The sequence below is a fragment of the Kitasatospora sp. NPDC051705 genome (assembly GCF_044453265.1).
Lineage (GTDB): Bacteria > Actinomycetota > Actinomycetes > Streptomycetales > Streptomycetaceae > Kitasatospora.
This window is the reverse complement of sequence record NZ_JBITCO010000039.1, coordinates 19,217-35,898: the sequence shown is the minus strand read 5'-3', so window position 1 is coordinate 35,898 and position 16,682 is coordinate 19,217. Positions and strand designations below refer to the sequence as shown.

The following is a 16,682-nucleotide window of genomic DNA, read 5'->3' as shown; positions in this document are numbered from 1 at the left end:
GCGGACGACGGCTCTCCCCGGGGCGCCGCCACCGCGCACGGCCGGCCCCCGGCAGGGGCACCGGTCAGGGCTGCCGCCGCACCGGCTCGCCCGGACCGCCGGCCACCGTGCCGCCGGCCGCGGTGCCACCGGCTGCGGTGCCACCGGCCGCCGCACCGGCGACCGGGGCGGCAGCGGCCGGGGCAGCGCCGGCTGCCGCCGCATCGGCGGCGGGCTTCTCCTCCTCCCGCATCGCCGCCGTCTCGGCCTTCAGGATGCGCATCGACTTGCCCAGTCCGCGGGCCATGTCGGGCAGCTTGCGGGAGCCGAAGAGCAGCACCACGACCGCCACCAGCACCAGGAGGTGCCAGGGCTCCAGAGCATTGCGAAGCACGGCTGCCTCACCCGGCCTTTCGTCGTCCGCGACCGGGCCGCCCGCTCGGCGGCCGGTCGTCTCGGGGTGGTTGGGGTGACGCCAACCGTAAGCTTGACTGATTTTTCAGTCAATGCGACAGTTCAGTCCGGTGCCGCCGACCATCCGTGTCCGGCACCGCCGGGCGCCGCCCGGGCCACCACCCCGGCCCGCGCACCGCACCGCACCCGAACCACCCCCCAGCCCCACCGGAGGACAGCGTGCCCCTCTCCCCGCTCGCCCGCCGCACGGTGCTGCGCTCCCTCGCCGGAGCCGGCGTGCTCGCCCTCGGCGCGACCGCCTGCGCAGCCCTCGACGATCCGGCCGATCCGGCCGCACCGTCCTCCGGCACCGCCGACCGGCCCGCCGACACCCCGTCGGCCGAACCCCCGGCACCCGCCCCGGCGCGCGGGCGCCGGCTCGGCGGCGAGTGGGAGAAGCACGAACGGACGTTCATGGCCTGGCCCGCCTCCGGGAACGTCTGGGGCGACCAGCTCGCGTCCGTCCGCAAGGACATCGCCGAGGTGGCCCGGGCCGTCGCCGAACGCGAACCGCTGATCCTGCTCGTCCGCCCCGGGCAGGAGGCCTCGGCCCGCAACGCCTGCGGAGCCGGCGTCGAACTGCACGCCACCCCGGTCGACGACCTGTGGGCCCGGGACACCGTGCCGGTCTTCGTGGAGGAGGGCGGCAAGGTCAAGGGCGTCGACTTCAACTTCAGCGGCTGGGGCGGCAAGCAGGAGCACACCAACGACGGCCGCCTCGCCCGGGCGGTGCTCGACGCCTACGGGATCGAGCGCGTCGAGACCAGGCTGGTCGCCGAGGGCGGCTCCTTCGAGACCGACGGCCTGGGCACCCTGATGGTCACCGAGAGCTCCGTCGTCAACGACAACCGCAACCCGGGCATGAACCGCGACCAGGTCGAGGCCGAGCTCAAGCAGGCGCTGGGCGTCACCAAGGTGATCTGGCTCGCCGGCGTCAAGGGCAAGGACATCACCGACGCCCACGTCGACTGCCTGGCCCGCTTCGCCGCACCCGGCGTCGTCTTCCTCGACCGGGCCTTCCCCGGCACCCCCGCCGACGTCTGGTCCCGCTCCGCCGACCAGGCCAGGTCCGTCCTGGCCGAGGCGACCGACGCCACCGGCAAGAAGCTGAAGGTCATCGAGATCGGCCAGCCCGACCCGGACAAGATCACCGGCCGCGGCGACGCCTTCGTCTCCTCGTACATGAACTTCTACATCGGCAACAAGGGCGTCTACCTGCCCCTGTTCGGCGACCCCCGGGCCGACGACCACGCCCAGGAGGTCTTCCGCGACCACTTCCCCGGCCGCGAGATCGTGCCGCTCCAGATCGACGCCATCGCCTCGGGCGGCGGCGGCATCCACTGCTCCACCCACGACCAGCCCGCCGGCTGACCGGGCACCGCTGCGGGGTGGGGCGCCGGCCCATGCCACCGCAACACCCCGCCCGGCAAGGGGAACGGCGGTTTCCGTCGCTCCCGGGGCCGAATCCGCCGACTCTCCGCCGCGCACACCCGGGTGCCGCCTAGAGTCCGGAGCCGGTCGCCCTCCACGGGTGGAGGGCCGACGCGTCGGCCGCCCTACCGGCCGGCGCGATGGGGGGGTCGCGATGGAACAGGACGTCGTCCGGGAGTCCGCACGGGCGGGGCGGGTGGTGCTCTGGGAGGAGTCGGCACGGGACGGCGCGCAGGCCAAGACCCTGATGTCGCCGGCGTTCCGGGTGCGGCTGGCCCGCGAGCAGGGGCGGATCTTCGGCGCCGACGGCCCGCGGCACGTGGTGTTCGCGGCCGGCTTCCCCGCGGTGTGCGCCGAGGAGTTCGAGGCGGTGCGGCGGGTGGCCGTCGAGGCCGAGGGCGCGGTCAGCGTCGCCGCGGTGTGCCGCGGCCGGGCGGCCGACGTGCGGCAGGCGGTCGCCTCGGTCCGGGGCACCGCCCGTGCCCGGATCATGGTGGTGGTGCCCGCCTCCGAGGCGATGGCCCGCACCATGACCCACCGACCGGCCCGCACGGCCCTGGAGTCGGCGGCGGCCCTGGTCGGGGACGCCCGCGCCCTGGACGAGCGGGTCGCCGTCGACGTCTGCCTGGCGGACGCCTCCCGCGCCGACCACGGCCTGATGGCCGCCCACGCCGCCGCACTGACCGCCGCCGGGGCCGGCACCATCGTGCTGGCGGACACCGTGGGCGTCCAACTCCCCTTCGAGGCGGCCGCGTTGTTCACCCGCGTGCAGGCCGCGGCCGGCCCGGAGGTGGTCCTGGCCTCCCACCTGCACAACGACCTCGGCCTCGGCCTCGCCAACACCCTGGAGGCACTCCGGTCCGGTGTCCGGGTGGTGTCCTCCTCCTGGCTCGGCCTCGCCGAGCGCAGCGGCATGGCCGCCACCGAGCAGCTGCTGTTCCTGCTGGGCCACGATCCGGCGCGGGCCGCCGACCTGCTGGCCACCGGGGCTCCCGCCTGGTGGACCGCCCCCGACCTCACCGCACTGCCGCGGATCGCCCGGCTGGTCGCCGACGAGACCGGCGTCCCGCTGACGGTGACCACCCCCGTGGTGGGCAGCGGGGTCGGCACGATCTCCACCGGTACGCCCTTCGTCCACCCCGAGCTGTTCCAGCCGTTCGACCCCGAGCGGCTGCTCGGGATCGCCCCGCGGGTGGTGCTCACCCACCTGGCCAGCACCCGGGTCGTCCGGGCGGTCGCCGCCCGGCTCGGCCACGAGCTCGACCCGGACCAGGCCGCGGCCGCGACGGCGTGGACGAAGCGGCAGGCCTACCGCACCGGCCGGGCGGTCGTCGAGGACACGGCGTTCGCCGCCTACCTCGACGGCCTGCGCGCCACCGGCACCGTCCACGCCTCCGAGGCCCCCGACGACGCCCGCACCTCCCCGGCCGGGGCCTCCGCATGACCGCCGGCCGGACGGCCACGGACCCGGGGCCCGCGGACCGGGGCAGCGTCGACGCCGACGCCGCGGACGCGGCCCTGCGACGCGGCACGGCCGTCGTGCTGCCGAACCCGGCCCCGCTGACCTACGTCGTCGCCGGCACCGACCCGGAGGCCGTCAACGAGGCCAAGGACCGCCCGGCCGGCCAGGCCGTCGCCCTCTGGGCCCACCACCCCGACACGCTCGCCGCGTTGGGCGCCGCCCTCGACCTCGGCGCCGGCCTCGCCGCCGCGGCGCACCGGCTGCTCACCGAGGAGCGCGTGACCCTGCTGGCCCCACTGCGCCCCGGCGCCCGCCCGCCCGGCTGGCTCTCCCCGGCCACCCGCGACGGCTGGACCATGCTCTTCGGTGCGCGCTGGGCCCCGCTGCTGCCGCTGCTCGCCGGCCACCCGGTGCTGTACGTGAGCAGCGCCAACCGCACCGGGCGCCCGCCCGCGGCGACGGCCGCCGACGCCGTCGCGATGTTCCCACCCGCCGTCCCCGTCCTCGGCGCCGCCTCGCTCACCGACCCCGGCGACGGCTCCGGCCCCGCCTCCGGGCACGGCTCCGGGCAGCCACCCCGGGCGGCCACCACCACCCTCCGGCTCCACCCGGACGGCCGCGTCGACCTGCACCGCCACGGCGCCCAGGACCGCCGCCACCCGCCCCCGGCCGACTACCTCGACCACGTCCGCGCCCGCTACCCGGGGCTGCGCCCGTCCGGCTGCCCCTAGGACCTGGCCCCGCCGAGGAGTTCGGCCACCAGCCGCCGCGCGTACGCCGCGTCGAGCCCGGTCGGCCGGAACAGGATGCGGTACATCATCGGGGCGACGACGCGGTCCATGGCGGTCTCCACGTCGGGGACGTCCTCACCGCGGGCGCCCGCCCGGGCGAGGACGACGCCGATGTGCTCGGCCGCGTAGGCCGAGCACTGACCGGCGTTGCTGCCGTCCGGGTCGCCGAGCAGGGCGTCGCGGATGTAGGCGCGGCCGGAGGGGGACGACATCTCGTCGAGGAACTGCTCGGCCCAGGCGGTGAGGTCGGTGCTCAGGTCGCCGTGGTCGTCCGGCGCCGTGTCGGGCCGCAGCCGTTCCACCGCGACGTCCGACAGCAGCTCCTGCAGGTCGCCCCAGCGGCGGTAGATCGTCGACGGGGTGACTCCGGCGCGCTGGGCGACCAGCGGCACGGTCAGGGCGTCCCGGTCCACCTCCGCGAGGAGGTCGCGCACGGCCTCGTGCACCGCCGCCTGGACCCGGGCGCTGCGCCCGCCCGGGCGCACCATCTGCCGAGGACTCATGCCACCAGCTTAAAGCACATTCCTTGCGTTTAGCTGGCACTCGGGCCACCCCTGGCCGCGCCGGACCACCCTCGCCGCGGCCTCGACGCGCACTGCGACCACAAAAGCTAAGGGATTGCGTTAGCCGCCCACCCACCCCTACGGTGTCCTTAACGCAAACGAGTCGCTTTAGCGGGAAGGAGCCCCATGCCCAGCGCGACGCCCCACGCCCCCGCACTCCCCTCCCTCCGGGCCGGCTGCCCCCGCCGCCCCGACCGTGCCCGCCCCGACCACACCCGCCCCGGCCGGCGTGCGGCGTCCTTCGCCCTCGACGCCTCGGCACTGGCCACCCTGCTGGCCGCCTCCAGCGCCCCGACCCCGCTCTACCCCCTCTACCAGGAGCAGTGGGGCCTCTCCCCGCTCGCCGTCACCGCGGTCTTCAGCGCCTACGCACTGGCCCTGCTGGCAGCACTGCTCACCACCGGAGCGCTCTCCGACCACCTCGGACGGCGCCCCGTCCTGGCAGCCGCCCTGGTCGTCGAGGCCGCCGCCATGCTGCTGCTGGCCTCCGCGGACGGCGCGGGCACCCTGCTCGCCGCCCGGGTCCTCCAGGGGCTGGCCACCGGCACGGCCACCGGCGCCGCGGGGGCGGCCCTCCTCGACCTGGAACACCCCCGGCACCCGGGCCGCTCCGCGCTGACCAACAGCATCGCCCCGGTCGCCGGCATGGCCGCCGGCGTCCTCGCCGCCACCCTGCTCGTCCGGTTCGCGCCCGCCCCCACCGTCACCGTCTACGCCCTGCTCGCGGCCGTCTTCACCGCCCAGGCCGTCGCGGTCGCCTTCACCACCGAGACGGCGCGCCGCCGCCCGGGCGCCCTGCGCTCCCTGAGCCCACGGCTCGCCCTCCCGCCCACCGCCCGCCGCACGCTGCTGGCCGTCGGCACCGGAGTCGTCGCGGTGTGGGCCCTGGGAGGCTTCTACTCCTCGCTCGGCCCGGCGCTCGTCCGGCTGGTCGCCCCCGACGCCCCGCAGTCGGCCCGCGGCCTGGTCTTCTTCACCGTCAGTGCCACCGCCGCGCTCACCGTGTGGGCGCTGCGCCGCAGTTCGCCCCTCACCGCCACGGTCGGCGGCTGCCTGGCCGTCCCGCCCGCCACCGCCCTGACCCTGCTCGGGATGCACGGCGCCGGGCTCCCCGCCGTCCACGCCGGCGCGGCCCTCGCCGGCGCGGCCTTCGGCGCCGTCTCCCAGGGGGCGCTGCGCCTCCTCCTCGGATCCCTCGACGTGCCGGACCGCGCCGCGACCCTGGCCGCCTACTACGTCCTCAGCTACCTCGCCATGAGCCTGCCCGCCATCGCCGCGGGCGCCGCCACCCGGTCGTACGGGCTCGGGGCCACCGCGCACGCCTACGGCATCGCCGCCGCCCTGCTCGCCCTCGCCGCCCTTGGCGCACTCGCCGTGTCCCGGCGCCGGGCCGCCCCGGCCCACCCCGCCGCCGCGCCGGCCCCCGACCGCCTCCGCTGAAGCGACCCGAACCAGCCGAACCGAACCCCGACCGACCGAACCGCCCGAGCAACCGAAGGACCGACGAACCATGCCGACCACGCCCGCCACCACCACCGCCCCCACCTGGACCGTCGGCGACCTCACCGTCCACCGCGTCGACGAGATCCCCCTGCCGCCCGCCACCGGACAGTGGCTGCTGCCCGACGCCACCCCCGAGCTGGTGACCGCCCAGGACTGGCTGCACCCCCACTTCGCCGGCGCCGACGGCACCCTGCACATCGACAGCCACACCTTCGCCTTCGTCGTCGACGGGCTGCGCGTCCTCGTCGACACCGGCATCGGCAACGGCAAGGAGCGCGCCAACCCGGCCTGGCACGACCTGCGGACCGACTTCCTCGAGCGCCTCACCGCCGCCGGCTTCGCCCCCGACACCGTCGACCTGGTGATCCTCACCCACCTGCACGCCGACCACGTCGGCTGGAACACCCGCCTGGTCGACGGCCAGTGGGTCCCCACCTTCCCCAACGCCCGCTACGTCACCAGCCGCACCGAACGCGAGTTCTGGGCCGCCCACCCCATGGAGGAGGCCCGCCGGCAGATGTTCGAGGACTCCGTGCTCCCGGTCGAGCGGGCCGGACTGCTCGACCCGGTCGACGTCGCCGAGGGCGGCACCGAGGTCCTCCCCGGCCTGCGCCTGCTCCCCACGCCGGGCCACACCCCGGGCCACGTCGCGGTCGAACTGACCAGCCGCGGCGCGACGGCGCTGATCACCGGGGACTGCGTCCACCACCCCGTCCAGTTCGCCCACCCCGCCGTCGGCGCCTGCGTCGACATCGACCCCCGGCAGTCCGAGGCCACCCGCCGCGCCCTCCTGGCCTCCCTCGCCGGCACCGGCGCCCTCGTCCTCGGCACCCACTTCGCCCCGCCGACCGCCGGCCACGTCGTCCCCCACGCCGACGGCTACCGCCTCGACGCGGTCCCCGCCCGCACGGCCTGACCTCCGGTCACGAGGGCGACGGCCCACCCGGCGCCCCGTCGCCCGGCCCATCGGCCGGCCCGTCACCCCACGCATCGTCCGCCCCGTCGCCCGGCCCGTCGCCCGGCCCGTCGCCGTCCGGAGCACCGTCCGTCCCGCCACCCCGCGCCCAGGAGCGGTAGGCGGCCACCGCCGTCGGCAGCGTGGGGAAGATCCGGTCGGCGCCGACGGACGCGCTCAGCCCGTACGCGTCGAGCTCGTCCCGCAGGTCCTGCTTCACCCGGGCCAGGGCGAACACCACCCCGCGGGAGGCCAGTTCGACCCGCAGGGCGTCCACCGAGTCCAGTCCGGTGATGTCCACCTCGACGTTCGCCTCGGTGTTGAGCACGAACCACCGCACCGGCCCCGGCTGTTCGGCCAGGGCCGCCAGCGCGCGGCGCCGGAAGTCCTCCGCGTTGGCGAAGAACAGCGGGGAGTCGTAGCGGTACACCACCAGCCCGGGGAGGGTCCGCGCCGCGGGGTAGTCGTCGACGTCGTGCATCCCGGCCACGCCCGGCACCAGGCCGAGCACGGCGTCGTGCGGCCGGGCGACCCTGCTGAGCAGCTCGACCACCGACAGCCCCACCGCCACCAGCACGCCGTAGAGGATGTCCAGGGTCAGCACGCCCGCCGTGCAGCCGACGGCCAGCAGCAGTTCGCGGCGCCGGAAGGAGGCCAGCCTCCGGAACCCCGCGACGTCGATCATCCGGAGCGCGGCGAAGACCACCAGGGCGCCCAGCACGGCGTCCGGGGTGTCGTGCAGCAGCGGGCCGAGGAACAGCAGGACGGCGACCACCCCGACACCGGCCGTCAGCGCGTACAGCTGGCTCCGCGCTCCCGCCGACTGGGCCAGCGCGGTGCGGCTGGCGCTGCTGCTCACCGGGAAGCCCTGGAAGAAGCCGGCGCCGAGGTTGGCCGCGCCGAGGCCCAGCAGTTCCTGGTTGGCGTCCAGCCGCCGCTCCCCGTCGGGCCCGTCGAAGGCGCGCGCGGTCAGGATGAAGTCGGTGTAGCCGACCAGCAGGATGCCCAGCGCGGGCAGGGCGAGCCGGGACAGGTCGCCCAGGTCCGGCAGCCGGGGGGCGGGCAGCCCCGCCGGGATGCCGCCGATCACCGCGAGGCCGTGCTCCTCGAGCGAGAACGCCGCGGAGACGGCCGTGCCGAGCACGACCGCCAGCAGCGGGCCGGGCAGCCCGGGGCGGAGGCGGGCCACCAGGAGGAGGAAGAGCAGGGTGGCGGCGCTGAAGGCGACGGTCGGCAGGTTGGCCTCGGTGAGGTCGCCCAGGAACGACGCCAGCTGCGGGAAGAACCCCTCGCCGCGCACGTCGACGCCGGTCAGCTTGGACAGCTGGTCCACGATCATGATCAGCGCCACGCCCGTGAGGTAGCCGATCAGCACCGGTCGCGAGAGCAGGTCGGCGACGAAGCCGAGCCTGGCCAGCCACGCCAGCACGCACAGCACGCCGACCACCACGGCGAGACCCGCCGCCAGGACGGCGTAGCGGGCCGGGTCCCCGCCGGCCAGCGGCCCGACCACGGTGGCGGTCATCAGCGCCGTGGTCGACTCCGGCCCGACCGACAACAGCCGGGACGACCCGACCAGTGCGTACAGCACGATCGCCGGCAGGATGGCCCACAGCCCGGTGACGGGCGGCAGGCCCGCGACGCTCGCGTACGCCATGACCTGCGGCACCAGGTAGGCGACCACCGTGACGCCGGCCAGCAGGTCGCCCCGCAGCCAGTCCCGCCGGTAGCGGCGGAGCACCGCGAGCCCCGGCAGGGCCGGCACCACCCGGCGCCACCCTCCGCCGGGACCGCCCGCAGCCATCGCTCTCCTTCCGTCACCAGGCCCCCGAGCACCACCCTGCGGTCCCGGACCGCCGCCGCCCGCGGACCCACCACCACCGCTCACGGACCCGCCACCACCGCCCGCCCACCGGCCACCCCCGCTCACGGACCGGGCTCGGCCCCCGCCCCGGCCCCGGCCCCGGCGGGAGCCCGTCGGCGGGCCGGCAGCTTGCCCAGCTCCCACAGCAGCAGGAGCGCGACCGCGGCCAGCAGCGCCCACCCGAACTGCCGGACGTCGATGTCGGTGGTCCCGAGGATCCGGCGGAACGCGTCCATCTGGGTGACCAGCACCGCCAGCACGAACTCCGCCAGGGCCGCCAGGTTCATCTGCCGGCTGTCGAAGGTGGCGACCGTCAGCACCGAACCGCGCTCACTGCGGCACTCGTAGGCCGCGACGATCAGGCAGAGCGCGAAGGCGGTGAACGCGATCGAGTTGCCGACCGCGACGCTGCCGTAGTGCGCCTCGCCCAGCTTGATCAGCAGCAGCAGGGCGACGGTGACGGCCAGCCCGGCGAGACCGACGGTGACCACGACGGGCCCGGTCAGCACCGACTCGCCGCGCGGACGCGGGGTGCGCCGCATCAGTCCGGGGCTCTCCCGGTCGAAGCCCAGCGCGAAGCCGAACGGGGCGTTGACCACGAAGTGCACCCACAGCACCTGCGCCGGGGTGAACGGCTCGCCCGCCGCGATGTTCAGGACCGCCGCGCCGAGGAAGGTCAGCACGAACGTCACCAGCAGCACCAGGACGAACCGGATGTACTTGGTGAGGTTGTCGTAGAGCTTCCGCCCCTCCCCCACCGCGTAGACGATGGTGGCGAAGTTGTCGTCGGCGAGGACCATGCGGCTCGCGTTCTTCGCCACGTCGGTGCCGCTGCCCATGGCGATGCCGATGTCGGCGGCCTTGATGGCGGGCGCGTCGTTGACGCCGTCGCCCGTCATCGCGACCACGTCGCCCTTCTTCTTGAGCGTGGCCGCGAGCAGCACCTTGTGCTCCGGCGCGACCCGGCCGACCACCCCGATGTCGTCGATCCGCGCCAGCCGCTCGTGCTCCGGCAGCGCGGCGAAGTCGGCGCCGAGCACGGCCTCGCCCTCGATGCCGAGCTGGCGGGCGATGGCCGCCCCGGTGGTGACGTCGTCACCCGTCACCATCCGGACCCGGATGTGGGCGGCCTGCGCGTCGGCGACCGCGGCCCGCGACTCCTCGCGCGGCGGGTCGACCATGCCCACCAGACTGGTCATCCGCAGGTCGACGACGAGCGCCAGCAGGTCGCCGTCCGGGTCGAAGTCCGCCGGGTCCAGGTCCCGGACGGCCCCGGCCATCACCCGCAGCCCCTCGCCGCCCATCCGCTCGGTCTGCGCCAGGGCGCGGGCGCCGAGGTCGCCGTCCCAGGGCACGACCCGGCCGTCCGCGAGGGCGGTGCCGGCCCGGGCCGTCACCGCGGGCGCAGCGCCCTTGACGAAGCACCGCACCACCGGGCGGCCGTCCGCGTCCTCCGCCTCGTTGAAGGTGGCCATCAGCTTGTAGCCGGGGTCGAACGGCAGGGTGGCGAGCCGGGGGAAGCGCTCCCGGCTGGCCTCGATGTCCAGCCCGGCCTTGTGCGCGAGGACGAGCAGGGCGCCCTCGGTCGGGTCCCCGACGACCTCGCCGCCCACCAGCTTGGCGTCGTTGGCGACCAGGTAGGGCAGGATGGCGTCCTCGATGCCCGCCGCGGACCCGGCGGCGTGGTGGACCCTCCCGTCGAGGCGGTAGCCCGTCCCGGAGACGGTGTAGCGGTCGGTGGGGCTGAGCACCTCGACGACCGTCATCTGGTTCATCGTCAGGGTGCCGGTCTTGTCGGAGTTGATCGCCGACGTGAAGCCGAGCGTCTCGACGGACGGCAGCTCCTTCACGATCGCGTGCCGCTTGGCCAGGTTGAGGCTGCCCACGGAGAGGATCACCTGGCTGACGGTGGGCAGCGCCTCCGGGATGGCCGCGATGGCCAGCGAGACCGCGCTGACGAAGAGCGCGTCCCAGGCCTGGTCGCGGCTGCGGCCGAGGGCGAACATCACGATCATGGTCAGGCCGGCCGCCGCCGCGATCCAGAGCGTCAGGGTGTTGAGCTCCCGGGTCAGCGGCGACTGCTCCTTCTCGGTGGCCGACAGCATCCCGGAGATCTTGCCCAGCTCGGTGTCCACGCCGGTCCCGGTGATGACGAGCAGTCCGCTGCCGTGCGTGACCGGGGTGTTCATGAACGCCGTGTTGGTCCGGTCGCCCGGGCCGAGCGGGCCCGCCGCCAGCGTGCCGGCGTCCTTCACCGCGGGGACGCTCTCGCCGGTCAGCGCCGACTCGTCGATCTGCAGCGCGCTGGCCTCGACGATCCGCCCGTCCGCCGGGACCTCGTCGCCCGCCGAGACGAGCATCACGTCGCCCACGACCAGCCGTTCGGCCGGGACCTCCGCCTCCGTCCCGTCCCGCCGCACCCGCGCGGTCGCCCGCATCATCGACTTCAGCGCGTTCATCGCGCTCTCGGCCTTGCCCTCCTGCCGCAGCCCGACCACCGCGTTGAACAGGGTCAGCACGACCAGCAGGATCGCGGTGGCCCACTCCCCGATCGCCATCGACACCACCGCCGCCGCCACCAGGATGATCTGCATGTAGCTGCGGTACTGGTCGAGGAAGCGCAGCCAGCCCGGCCGCGCCTTCTCCTCCGGCAGGGCGTTCGGCCCGTGCGCGGCGAGCAGTTCGGCCGCCCGCGCCGCGGTGAGCCCGGTCGCCGGGTCCACCCCCAGCGCGGCGGCGACCTCCGCCGGCGGGCGCGCGTACCAGGGCGTCGGGGACGCCCCCGTTGGCGCTCCGGACGGGTCGGCCTGCTCCGCCATCTCCACTCCTCAGGGTCCGGGCGCCCGCGCGGGCGGACGCGCCCGGCGGTGTCAGCCCTTCCGGTGCTCCGCCGTGTACGGATCGCGCGCGGCACCCCGGGGAGCCTCCCGCTCCAGCTGCCGCCTGGCCGCCAGGAGCTCCTTCCTGGCCTGCGCGTCGACCGTGGGGTACTGCGGATCGATCCCGATCAGGGTGTGGGCGAGCACGGCCGCCGCACAGATCCGCGCGAACCACTTGCGGTCCGCCGGCACGACGTACCACGGCGCCCACGGCGTGCTCGTGGCCGACAGCATGTCGGAGAACGCCTCCTGGTAGTCGTCCCACCGCTCGCGCTCGCGGATGTCGGCCGCGGAGAACTTCCAGTTCTTCTCCGGGAGGTCGATCCGCTTCAGGAAGCGGGTGCGCTGCTCCTCCTCGGACAGGTTCAGGAAGACCTTCACCACCCTGATCCCGTTGTCGGTCAGGTAGCGCTCCCAGTCGTTGATCTCCCGGTAGCGGCGGTGCCAGACCTTCCGGCCCTTCGCCTCCTCCGGGAGCTTCTGCCGGTCGAGGTTCTCCGGATGGACCCGCACCACGAGGACCTCCTCGTAGTGCGACCGGTTGAAGATCCCGATCTCCCCGCGCGAGGGCAGCCGCCGCGCGTACCGCCACAGGTAGTCGTGGTCGAGCTCCTCCGCGGACGGCACCTTGAAGCTGCTCACCCGGACGCCCTGCGGGTTCACCCCGCTCATCACGTGCCGGATCGTCCCGTCCTTCCCGCCGGCGTCGATCGCCTGCAGGCAGAACAGCACCCCGTAGGTGTCCTGGGCCGCCAGCCGCGCCTGGTACTCCGACAGCAGCGACACCCCGGTGCGCAGCAGCTCCGCGCCGTCGCGCTTCTTCAGGCCCGCCTTGAACCGGGGGTCGAAGTCCTCCGCGAGGTCCACCCGCGACCCGGGCTCCACCCGCAGCGGCTCGACGAACTTCGCGATGCGTTTGGCCGTCCGACCGTCCGACATCACCGGCACCGTCCTCTCCGCTCCACCGCGCCGGCACGCCAGCACGCCAGCACGCCAGCACGCCAGCACCTGCCACGCTGTGCTCCCCCGGCCCGCCCGTCAATCCGGAGCCGCCCGTCCGGGGCGCGGCCGTCCCCCGTCCGGGCCCCGCGCGTGGCGGCCCCCGGGCCCGGCCCCGACGATGGGCCTGTCCTCCCCTCCCCCTCCCTCTCCCCCACCGATCGGAGACCACCATGGCGACCCTGACGGTCTGGCGGTTCCCCACCGCCACCGGAGCCGACGAAGCCCTCAACACCCTGAAGGACCTGCAGCGCCAGGAGCTCATCAAGGTCCAGGACGGAGCCGTGGTCAGCTGGCCCGTCGGAGCCCGCAAGCCCCGCACCCGCCACCTGAGCGACATGACCGGCATGGGCGCCGTGGGCGGCGCCTTCTGGGGCTTCCTCCTGGGAATGATCTTCTTCGTCCCCCTCCTCGGCGCGGCCGTCGGCGCCGCCGGCGGAGCCCTCGGCGGCCACCTCGCCCACCTCGGCATCGACGAGGACTTCATCAAGAAGCTCCGCGACGAGGTGACCCCCGGCAGCTCCGCCCTCTTCGCCCTCACCTCCGACGCCGTCCTCGACCGCGTCCACTCCGCCTTCGCCGGCCAGCACGCCGTCCTCCTGCAGACCAACCTCTCCGCCGAGCAGGAGGCCCGCCTCCGCGAGGCCTTCACCGAGGGCGAATAGCCCCCGCACCCCCCGCCCCCGCCCTCACCGCGGGGGCGGTGCCGGCTCCCAGGCGTGCCCGTCGGCCGGGTGGACGTACAGCGGCCGGCCCTTCACCGGGCTGGTGCGGAACGGGGTGCCCTGGCCGAGGTCCACGGGCACCATCCCCTTCCGGTTGGCACTGGCCCACTCCAGCTCCAGGTACCAGCTGACGTCGTGGACGGTGGTCTCGGCGGTGACCTCGATGACCACCTGGTCGCTCTCCGTCACCCTGACCGGCAGGCCGCCGCTGCCCTTGGCCACGACCGGCACGGGGCGCGCCGCGTCCAGATCGACGGCGTAGGAGTTGGCGCCCACTCCACTGGGACAGCCCTCGCCCATGGAGTAGGCGTTCCAGGCGAGGGGCGCAGCGACACGGGTGACCCGGACGTTGAGGCCCGTCAGCAGTACGGTGTCCAGGCTCGTGCCCTGGATGGTGAGCTTGACCGACTGGGAGCGGCCCGGCACCGCGCCGACCCGGGAGACCCAGCCCGGCACGTCGGCAACCGCGGGCGGCCGCGGGACCTCGGACGGCGGGCGGTCGACCACGTACTGGTCGCACCCGGTGTTCCAGCCGGACGGGTGGACGGCGACGGTGATCGGGGCGCTGGTGCTCGGGTCCGTCCCCCCGGTCGCGCCTGACGGCCCCGCCCCGGCCCCCGCCCTGGCGACGGACAACGGCGGCGCGGTGGACGCTGCCACCGACGGGGGCCCCGCGAGCGGCCTCACGTCGGCGGCGCGAGCGGGGTCGGTGCTGCCGTCCGGACGGCTCCGCAGACCGATGGCGACGGCCCCCACGGCGAGCAGCACCGCGATGACCGTCACCACAGCGAGGACGCCCCGCCGGCGGGCGCGCCGCCGGGCCGGCGGCACCGCGGGGGCCGCGGGCTCCGGGGCCGCTGCCGGCTCCGGCTCCGGCTCCGGCTCCGGCTCCGAAGCCTCCGCCGGTGCCGGGGACTCTGCCGGCTCCCGGGCCGCCAGGGTCTCCGGGGACTCCTCCCGGCCCGGGAACGCCCCCGGGGCGGAGGTCGTCCTGGTCCCCCGCGTCGCACGGACGACGAGCCACAGCCGGTACAGCTCGACGCGCTCCTGCGGCGTGGCCCCGCACACCCGCGAGAGGTGGTCCAGCGGCGCGAACTCCGTCGGCATGACATCGCCGTTGCAGTAGCGGTGCAGGGCCGACGTGCTCAGGTGCAGCCGCTTCGCCAGCCCGCCGTAGCTGAGCCCCGACCGGCTCTTCAGCTCCTGCAGCAGCTGCGCGACCTCCTCCGTCTCCCTCAACGTCCCGCTTCCCTTCGGCCCTGTTCGCTGGTGACGCCCGCGGTGACCGTGCCCCGCACCCGGCCGCCGTCGGCCGGCGGGCTCGGCGCCGTCCCACGGCTGCCCCGCCCCGCCCCCGACGGCCGGGAGTTCTCGGCGTGAGCTTCCGCTGACAGCACGCGGGACGCCGTCCCGCGGTTCCGCCGTCCCGCTGACGCGTCCCCGGAAGTTTACGTCTTCCCAGGTCACAGCAGGTGTGGGCGTCCCAGCGTCCCTGATCGACCGTCGGCCGTTGTGGCCGGGACGGAGCGGCGGACAAGCTGGCGACGAACACCGAGAGGGAGCAACTGTGAGCACTGTTCGGGCGGCCCGGGCCGCCATACGCACCACCGACCGTCTCCACCGCGGCGCGGTGGCGCTGACGATGGGCGGGGTCCTGCTGATGACCGCGGCCTGCGGGGACGACCAGGGCAAGAGCGGCACGGCGGCCGACCCGGCTCCCACGGCCGCGTCCGCCTCCGCGGCCGCAGCCGCGCCGAAGACGTCGGCCGCGGTGCTGGCGGTCGAGCCGAAGGACGGCACCCAGGGCGCCGCCCCGAACGCGCTCCAGGTGTCCGTCTCGAACGGCAAGCTCACCACCGTCGACGTGACCGACAAGGACGGCAAGCCCGTCCAGGGCGCGATCGCCCCGGACGGCACCGGTTGGAAGCCCGCCGCCGCACTCGCACCCGGCACGGCCTACACTGTGAACGCCCAGGCCAAGGACGCCGACGGCCTGGTGGCCGCCACCACCACCGCCTTCACCACGCTGACGCCCGGTAAGAAGGTCTCCACCAACGACAACATCGCCGACGGCTTCACCTACGGCGTCGGCATGATCGTCAAGGTCGACTTCAGCTCGAAGATCGTCAACAAGGAGGCCGTCGCCAACGGCATCACCTTCGAGACCGACAACGGCACCGAGGTGAAGGGCCACTGGTTCGGCGACGACCGGCTGGACTTCCGCCCGGCCGACTACTGGAAGCCCGGCACCAAGGTCACCATCCACTACCGGCTGAAGAGCGTCGAGGTCTCCCCCGGCGTCTACGGCGACGTGGACAAGGACGAGCCGTTCACCATCGGCCGCTCCCAGGTCTCCACCGCCGACGCCAGCACGCACCAGCTGACGATCGTCCGGGACGGCAGGACCACCACCGTGCCCGCCACCCTCGGCGACGACAAGCACCCGTCCTGGGGCGGCACCATGGTGATCATGTCGAAGGAGAAGGTCACCCACATGAACTCCCAGACCGTCGGCCTCGGCAGCGAGTACGACATCCCCGCCGTCCCGCACGCGATGCGCCTGACCAGGAGCGGCACCTACCTCCACGGCAACTACTGGTACAAGGGCGACCCGTTCGGCAAGGCCAACACCAGCCACGGCTGCATCGCCCTCAAGGACACCGAGGGCGGCAGCGACACCTCCCCCGCGGGGGCGCTCTTCAACGACTCCCTGATCGGCGACGTCGTCAAGATCGTGAACACCAAGGAGAAGCCCGTCGCCCCCGACAACGGCCTGGGCGGCTGGAACCTCCCCTGGACCACCTGGTAACCCCCGACACCCGCCCCGCCGCCGCGCCGCCCCACCCGGCGGCGGGCCACCGGAAGGCCCCACCCACGGCCCGGACCGGCACTCAGCCGCCGGCCCGCACCGCGCCGCCCGTCGGCTCGGACGTCGACGTCCTCGCCCCCACCCCCCGGGTGCGCTGCTTCGCCCCGCCTCGGCCGGCCTCCCGTCGCGCTCCGATGTGTCCGAGACGATCGGGTCGCCGAGGCCCAGATCGCCGGAGGCGAGCGGCTGGCCGACTTGCCGCGGCATCC

13 protein-coding genes are annotated in these 16,682 nt (G+C 75.0%); 7 read left to right on the top strand and 6 right to left on the bottom strand.

Annotated features, from left to right (window positions below):
• Positions 1 to 64: 64 nt before the first annotated feature.
• Positions 65 to 373, bottom strand: a complete 309-nt coding sequence (gene tatA, locus ACIA8Q_RS31595; RefSeq protein ID WP_396318118.1) for a Sec-independent protein translocase subunit TatA — start codon at positions 371 to 373, stop codon at positions 65 to 67.
• Between the two features lie 239 nt (positions 374 to 612).
• Here tatA and ACIA8Q_RS31590 point away from each other — a divergent pair, with 239 nt between their 5' ends.
• The 3 genes from ACIA8Q_RS31590 (at position 613) to ACIA8Q_RS31580 (ending at position 4,056) form a co-directional block, all read left to right on the top strand.
• On the top strand, positions 613 to 1,803 hold the full coding sequence (locus ACIA8Q_RS31590; RefSeq protein WP_396318117.1) for an agmatine/peptidylarginine deiminase: 1,191 nt from the start codon (positions 613 to 615) through the stop codon (positions 1,801 to 1,803).
• Between the two features lie 214 nt (positions 1,804 to 2,017).
• A complete protein-coding gene (locus tag ACIA8Q_RS31585) occupies positions 2,018 to 3,307 on the top strand; it encodes a 2-isopropylmalate synthase (RefSeq protein WP_396318116.1) in 1,290 nt (429 codons plus the stop codon).
• The gene (locus ACIA8Q_RS31580) at positions 3,304 to 4,056 is read left to right on the top strand and encodes a hypothetical protein (protein ID WP_396318115.1); all 753 of its coding nucleotides are present in this window, start codon (positions 3,304 to 3,306) and stop codon (positions 4,054 to 4,056) included. The genes ACIA8Q_RS31585 and ACIA8Q_RS31580 overlap by 4 nt, the downstream gene beginning before the upstream one ends.
• Here ACIA8Q_RS31580 and ACIA8Q_RS31575 read toward each other — a convergent pair.
• The gene (locus ACIA8Q_RS31575) at positions 4,053 to 4,604 is read right to left on the bottom strand and encodes a TetR/AcrR family transcriptional regulator (protein WP_396318131.1); all 552 of its coding nucleotides are present in this window, start codon (positions 4,602 to 4,604) and stop codon (positions 4,053 to 4,055) included. The two genes, ACIA8Q_RS31580 and ACIA8Q_RS31575, sit on opposite strands and share 4 nt — an antisense overlap.
• A gap of 201 nt (positions 4,605 to 4,805) precedes the next feature.
• Between ACIA8Q_RS31575 and ACIA8Q_RS31570 the strand changes: the two genes are divergently transcribed.
• Both ACIA8Q_RS31570 and ACIA8Q_RS31565 read left to right on the top strand, forming a co-directional pair.
• The gene (locus ACIA8Q_RS31570) at positions 4,806 to 6,119 is read left to right on the top strand and encodes an MFS transporter (RefSeq protein WP_396318114.1); all 1,314 of its coding nucleotides are present in this window, start codon (positions 4,806 to 4,808) and stop codon (positions 6,117 to 6,119) included.
• Positions 6,120 to 6,189: 70 nt separating this feature from the next.
• A complete protein-coding gene (locus ACIA8Q_RS31565) occupies positions 6,190 to 7,098 on the top strand; it encodes an MBL fold metallo-hydrolase (RefSeq protein WP_360209842.1) in 909 nt (302 codons plus the stop codon).
• A gap of 7 nt (positions 7,099 to 7,105) precedes the next feature.
• Here ACIA8Q_RS31565 and ACIA8Q_RS31560 read toward each other — a convergent pair whose 3' ends face one another.
• The 3 genes from ACIA8Q_RS31560 to ACIA8Q_RS31550 form a co-directional block, all read right to left on the bottom strand.
• Positions 7,106 to 8,941: a SulP family inorganic anion transporter gene (locus tag ACIA8Q_RS31560; RefSeq protein WP_396318113.1), complete on the bottom strand. Its 1,836-nt coding sequence runs from the start codon at positions 8,939 to 8,941 to the stop codon at positions 7,106 to 7,108.
• Positions 8,942 to 9,063: 122 nt separating this feature from the next.
• Complete coding sequence (locus tag ACIA8Q_RS31555) at positions 9,064 to 11,820, bottom strand: cation-translocating P-type ATPase (protein WP_396318112.1); 2,757 nt, start codon at positions 11,818 to 11,820, stop codon at positions 9,064 to 9,066.
• A gap of 51 nt (positions 11,821 to 11,871) precedes the next feature.
• On the bottom strand, positions 11,872 to 12,819 hold the full coding sequence (locus ACIA8Q_RS31550) for a polyphosphate kinase 2 family protein (protein WP_360209848.1): 948 nt from the start codon (positions 12,817 to 12,819) through the stop codon (positions 11,872 to 11,874).
• 233 nt (positions 12,820 to 13,052) lie between these two features.
• Between ACIA8Q_RS31550 and ACIA8Q_RS31545 the strand changes: the two genes are divergently transcribed.
• Entirely contained in the window at positions 13,053 to 13,544 is a 492-nt protein-coding gene (locus ACIA8Q_RS31545) for a DUF1269 domain-containing protein (RefSeq protein ID WP_360209850.1), read from the top strand.
• 24 nt (positions 13,545 to 13,568) lie between these two features.
• Here ACIA8Q_RS31545 and ACIA8Q_RS31540 read toward each other — a convergent pair whose 3' ends face one another.
• Positions 13,569 to 14,843: a helix-turn-helix domain-containing protein gene (locus tag ACIA8Q_RS31540; protein WP_396318111.1), complete on the bottom strand. Its 1,275-nt coding sequence runs from the start codon at positions 14,841 to 14,843 to the stop codon at positions 13,569 to 13,571.
• Between the two features lie 328 nt (positions 14,844 to 15,171).
• Here ACIA8Q_RS31540 and ACIA8Q_RS31535 point away from each other — a divergent pair, with 328 nt between their 5' ends.
• Positions 15,172 to 16,413 carry an Ig-like domain-containing protein gene (locus tag ACIA8Q_RS31535; RefSeq protein ID WP_360209854.1) on the top strand — a complete coding sequence of 414 codons (1,242 nt, stop codon included), beginning with the start codon at positions 15,172 to 15,174 and terminating at the stop codon, positions 16,411 to 16,413.
• The last annotated feature ends 269 nt before the right edge of the window (positions 16,414 to 16,682 follow it).